Source organism: Brevundimonas sp., assembly GCF_036399195.1.
GTDB lineage: Bacteria > Pseudomonadota > Alphaproteobacteria > Caulobacterales > Caulobacteraceae > Brevundimonas.
Map to the genome: position 1 here is coordinate 1 of NZ_DASWNO010000186.1, position 5,175 is coordinate 5,175.

General features: G+C 72.5%; 4 protein-coding genes and 1 pseudogene. 4 read left to right on the forward strand and 1 reads right to left on the reverse strand.

Annotation, left to right across the window (positions count from 1 at the left end; translation table 11 throughout):
- The 4 genes from VGB60_RS08600 to VGB60_RS08615 form a co-directional block, all read left to right on the forward strand.
- Positions 1-1,707: tetratricopeptide repeat protein (locus VGB60_RS08600; protein ID WP_331037855.1), on the forward strand; the 1,707-nt coding region annotated here is incomplete at its 5' end.
- Positions 1,708-1,710: 3 nt separating this feature from the next.
- Positions 1,711-2,592, forward strand: a complete 882-nt coding sequence (locus tag VGB60_RS08605; RefSeq protein ID WP_331037856.1) for a 4-(cytidine 5'-diphospho)-2-C-methyl-D-erythritol kinase — start codon at positions 1,711-1,713, stop codon at positions 2,590-2,592.
- Positions 2,593-2,708: 116 nt separating this feature from the next.
- Positions 2,709-3,635, forward strand: a complete 927-nt coding sequence (locus tag VGB60_RS08610) for a fasciclin domain-containing protein (protein WP_331037857.1) — start codon at positions 2,709-2,711, stop codon at positions 3,633-3,635.
- Between the two features lie 51 nt (positions 3,636-3,686).
- Positions 3,687-4,610, forward strand: a complete 924-nt coding sequence (locus VGB60_RS08615) for a hypothetical protein (RefSeq protein ID WP_331037858.1) — start codon at positions 3,687-3,689, stop codon at positions 4,608-4,610.
- Between the two features lie 204 nt (positions 4,611-4,814).
- On the opposite strand, the pseudogene VGB60_RS08620 reads toward VGB60_RS08615, so the two are convergent.
- Positions 4,815-5,175: pseudogene (locus VGB60_RS08620) on the reverse strand (polysaccharide deacetylase); the annotation flags it as partial.

Genomic DNA, 5,175 nt, shown 5'->3' on the forward strand with positions numbered 1-5,175 from the left:
CCGCCCTTGATCGTTCCGTCCGACAGTAGTCCGCCGGTAGAGGCGGCCGCGCCCGCCGCGCCGCCGATACCGGCCGTCTGGGCGCCCGTCCCGCTCGATCCGGCGGGGCAGTCCGCCTATGGCCTGTATCTGGCGGGCCGACTGGCGAGCATCCGGGGCGACCGCAGCGTGGGCGCGGACCTGCTGCGGGAAGCGTATGCGCTGGCGCCGGAGCAGCCGGTGCTGGGCGAGGAGGCCTTCCGTTCGGGCCTGTTCGGCGGAGACCTCGCGAACGTGGCGCGGCTGACGCCCATGGTTTCGGACACGCCCCAGCTGGCGGAGGCCGGACGGCTCATCGAGGTGGTGCAGACCCTTCGTTCAGGGGAAGCGCGGACAAGCCTCGCCCTGTTGACCGGCCGGCCCTTCGAGGATCCGTTCAGCAGCGTCGCGCGCTACCTGACGCCGTCGGTGGCCGCCGCCGCGGGAGATTGGGACACGGCGCTCAAGATGGTGGACACGGCGCCCACCGACCCCGCGGCTTTCATCCTGCGCCAACAGCGCGCGGCCTTGCTGGAGAGCCGGCGGCGCTACGCCGAAGCCCAGGCCGAGTATGATATCCTGATGGCCGCGCAGGGCGGATCGCTGCTGTTCGCGCTGGACTACGCCGCCTTTCTCGAGCGCCGCGGGCGGCGGGACGAGGCGCTGGCGATCTACGACGCGGCCCTGACGGGCGGAAATCCCAACCCCGAAGCGACGGCCGCACGCGCCCGCCTGACGGCCCGCGGCCGACCGCCTGCGGCCCCGGCTCCTGTGGAGCTTGCGGCGGGGGCCCTCGAATTCGCGGCGCTGCAGGCCAGCGTGGGCCAGGCCTTCGAGCTTGCGACCATCTACCTGCGCATGGCGGAGAGCCTGCAGCCGAGCGACCGTCTGGCCCTTCAGCTGGGTCAGAGTCTCAGCCAGGGACGGCAGGCGCAGCCGATCCTCGCCCGCGAAGCCTTCAGCCGGGTCAGCCGCGCCGATCCGATCACCTACGCCCGGGCGCAAGTGGGGCTGGCGACCGCCCACGCCGCCGAGGACCAGGCGGACGAGGCGTTGGCGGCGCTTCAGCGCGCGGACGCCGCCGCCGGGGGCCAACCGGCCTTCGCCTACGCCCTGGCCGCCCAACTGGCCGGTATGGAGCGGCACGCGGAGGCGCTGGCGGTGCTGAGCCGGCCCAACGTGAACGTCGCGGGCCAACCGGCGCAGTTTCACTTCCTGCGGGGCGCGTCGCTCGAGAGCCTCGGACGCGTGGAGGAGGCGGAGGCCGAGCTCTGGGCCGCCTTGCAGGCTCAGCCGAACGACCCGACCATCCTGAACTACCTGGGCTACCTCTGGGTCGACAGCGGCCGGCGCGTCGACGAGGGGGCCGCGATGCTGGCCCGCGCCCACGCCGCTGAGCCCGAGAACGGCAACATCCAGGATTCGCTGGGCTGGGCTCAGTTCCGTCAGGGTCAGTACGAGGCGGCGGTGCAGACGCTGGAGGAGGCGGTGGCCAAGCTGCCCGGCAACGCCGAGATCGTCGATCACCTCGGAGACGCCTACTGGCAGGTCGGTCGGCGGCGCGAGGCGGAGTGGCAGTGGAGCCGCGTGCTGACGCTGGAGCCGGACCCCGAGCGGCGGGCGGAGGTGGAGCAGAAGCTGGCGCGCGGCCTGCCGGAGCCGTCGCCCGTGTCCGGCGGTTCCGCCTGACGCATGGCGCAGGCTGAGGCGCTCGCGCGCGCCAAGATCAACCTGTTCCTTCATGTCGGCTCGGTCGCGGACGACGGCTTTCATCCCCTCGTGAGCCTCGTCGCCTTCGCTGATGTGGGAGACCGCCTGACGGCCGAACCGGCGCACCGGACGTCGCTCCGCATCTCCGGTCCTTTCGCCGGAGAGCTGGGCGAAGGGGACGAGAATCTGGTGCTCAGGGCGGTGCGCGCCTTGGGTGAGGCGGCGGGCCGGGAGCTGCCGATGGCGCTGGCGCTGGACAAGCGGCTGCCCGTCGCGGCCGGACTGGGCGGGGGGTCGTCCGACGCGGGCGCGGCGCTGAGGCTGGCGCGTGACCTGTTTGAACTCCCGTTCGACGACGAGCAGCTGTCGGGCATCGCCGAGACCGTGGGGGCTGATGGGCCGATGTGCCTGCACGCCCGTACCACTTGGGCCGAGGGACGCGGGGACCGGCTGACCTTCGAGCCGCGCCTTCCACCATTGCCGGCGGTCTTGATCAACCCGGGCGTCCCGTCGCCGACGGGCGATGTTTACCGCGCCTACGACCACGGCCGACAGGGGGCGGCCGATCGCCCACGGCCGCCCGCGGACTGGAGCTCGGCCGCCGTCTTCGCGTGGCTGGCCGCGCAACGGAACGATCTGCAGGACCCGGCGGTCGCCCTGCAGCCGGCGATCGGCGAGGCGCTGGAGGAGTCTGGGCGCTTGCCGGGCGCACGGCTGGCCCGGATGTCCGGATCCGGCGCCACGGTGTTCGCCCTGTTCGACTCGATGGACCAGGCGTCTTCGGCCGCGCGGGGCCTCGCCGACCGCCGCCGTGGTTGGTGGATCGAACCTGCCCTGCTGAACGGGCCGGCGTCGGAACACTGACCCCTCCGGGGGCCGCGCCCCGGAACTGACGGCTTCTCGATGCCGTTTCAGCGGCGCGCACTTCCGTTGCCGCGGGCCCAACGCGACCCGCGTCGTGCCGTCGGAAAGGATCCACCATGCCCCGAAACCGTCTGTTCCCCGCTGTCGCCTCCGCCGCCCTCCTGGCCGCCTCGGGCGCGATGGCCCAGACCGCGCCGGCGCCGGCTAGACCCGCCACGTCCGCGACGCCAGCCGACCCTTCAACCGCCGCGACCCCCGCCGCACCGGCTGCGCGGCCCAACGAGGGGGCGGCGGCGACCCCAGCCCCCGCCGCGACGCCCGCCACGCCGGCGACGCCCGCTTCCGCCGCCCGGTCCTCAGCGGCCGGGAACGTGATCGAGGTGCTGAGGGCGCAGGGGAATTTCACCACCCTTCTGGCGGCCCTCGACGCCGCGCAGCTGACGCAGACGCTGAGTTCACGCCCGGCGATCACCATCTTCGCCCCGACCGACGAAGCCTTCGCGGCGCTGTCCGAGGCCGAACGAACGCGACTGATAAGTCCCGCCAATCGGCAGGAACTGCGGACGCTTCTGCTGTACCATGTGATCGTCTCCGACGTCTCTTCGGCCCAGATCATGGGCACCCGCGGGGGGGTGGAGACCGCCAGTGGGACTCATGTGCTCATCGACGGCGCCGGCGAGGGACTGCGGATTGACGGCGCGACCATCACGCGCGCGGACATCGACGCCTCGAACGGCTCCGTCTTCGCCATCGACAAGGTGCTGAACCCTGCTGAGTCCATGGCGCCGGCCGCCGCGGAGTCGACGGAAGCGGCTCCGGCCGCTCCCGTCGCGGCTGCTCCGGCTGCTCCGGCTGCTCCGGCCGCGCCGGGTTCGATGGGCGCGACCGCCACCACCCGACCCGCCTCGCCCGGCGCTACGGCTCCGAACGGCCAGCCCTCTGCGGTCACCACGACCATAGCCTCTCCGCCGGTGCGCAATCCGACGGACGGTCAGGTCGATCGGCGGCCCGATCCGTCGCGCGCCACGCCGCCGGGCGGCTGAGCCCCGCGCGGCCTTAACGGGCCAACAACCGGTGTTTGCTAGGGTCGCGGCATGGATATTCTCTCGCCGCCGCAGATCGCCGCCTTCGAGACCGTGCTGAACCGGGTGACGCCGGACGACCGCGCCCGTCTGCATGCACTCAAGTCCGGCGCCGCCGTCGCCGCCGAGGCGTCCGCGCCGCACTGGGATTTCGACCAGCCCGGGCATCGGGCCGAGGAGGCGCTGCAACAGGCGTTCGGAGATGCACTGACGGACGACCACCGCCGGGCCTTGGTCGCGCTGTGGGCGCTGGAGATGCCGGCGCGCGTGCCGGCCGCCGACCTGCCGTTGGCGGTGATGGAGCTGTATCCGCAATGGATCCAGCGCCTCGCCGACTTCCTGACCGCCGCCGCCGATCCCTACGACAGGGACTTCTGGGCCAAGGACGTGCGGATTTCGCTGGTCCTGAGCGTGCCGGGCGCGCGCACCCAGATGATCGACCTCTCGTCGCCGATGGGGCCCGGACAGGTGCTGCGCCACGCCCGCGAGGGGTGGGGCTGGTCGGTGATCCCGGCCTACGCGGCCGCGCAGGCGTGGAAGCCGTGGCTGGAGGTGCACACTGAGAGCCGCGAACTGTCCGACTTCAATGAGGCCGGCTGGGACCGCGCCTGGGCCTCGGCGGCGGAAATCTGCAAGCGCCGGCCCGAGATGGCGGGGATGCTGGGATCGAGCTGGTTCTACGATCCGCCGCTGGAGCAGATCAGCCCGCGGCTGGCCTATCTGCGCGTCAACCCGCTGAAGCACGGCGCCTTCATGGTCCATCAGGGGCCGGGCGAGATTCATACCCAGCGGGCGGCGACCTCATCCCCGACACGCGCGGCCCTGATCGAGAAGGGCGAATACACCGCGCGATCGTGGATCGTGGCCTGGCCGCGGGCGGCGCTGATCCGCTGGGCGGACGGGCGGCGGGAGCAGCGGCTGGCCGAGGCGGCGTAGCGCTCCTTACTTGCCGTCATTTCGGGCGGAGAGACGCGCAGCGGCTCGCAGACCCGGAACTCAGCGGCGCCGCCACGGCGGCGAAACACCGGCGGCGGTTCTCCAGATCGATAACGGGCCAAAGCGGCGCTCCCGACAGGTTCGCGCTCGCGCGCCGCTGGGTTCCGGGTCTCCGCTGCGCCGCGCCCGGAATGACGACAAGGGTTAAGGGCGAACCCGCGTCCAAGCCGCCCCGACCGGCATGATCTCCAGCCGCGCCGCCTTCGCCGCCGCCAGCACCCGATCCAGATCATCCGGCGTGCAGCCGTAGTCGGTGGGATCGTCGGACACGTCGTGGCCGTAGGCGGTAAGCCAGCCCTTTGTCGCCGCCGTTTCGGCCATCAGGGCGTCGAGATCGTAGCCGGGCAGGCGGCGGCTCTCCAGACCGATGCTCCTGATCAGGCCCCGGTCCTCGCGCCCGACGTTGACGCCGTCGCGGACGCCCCGCCCGAGGGCGAAGCGTTCGCGGATCATGCGCTTGGCCGACACCGTGGCGTCTCCGAAGGGGTAGGCGAAGGTGGTCATG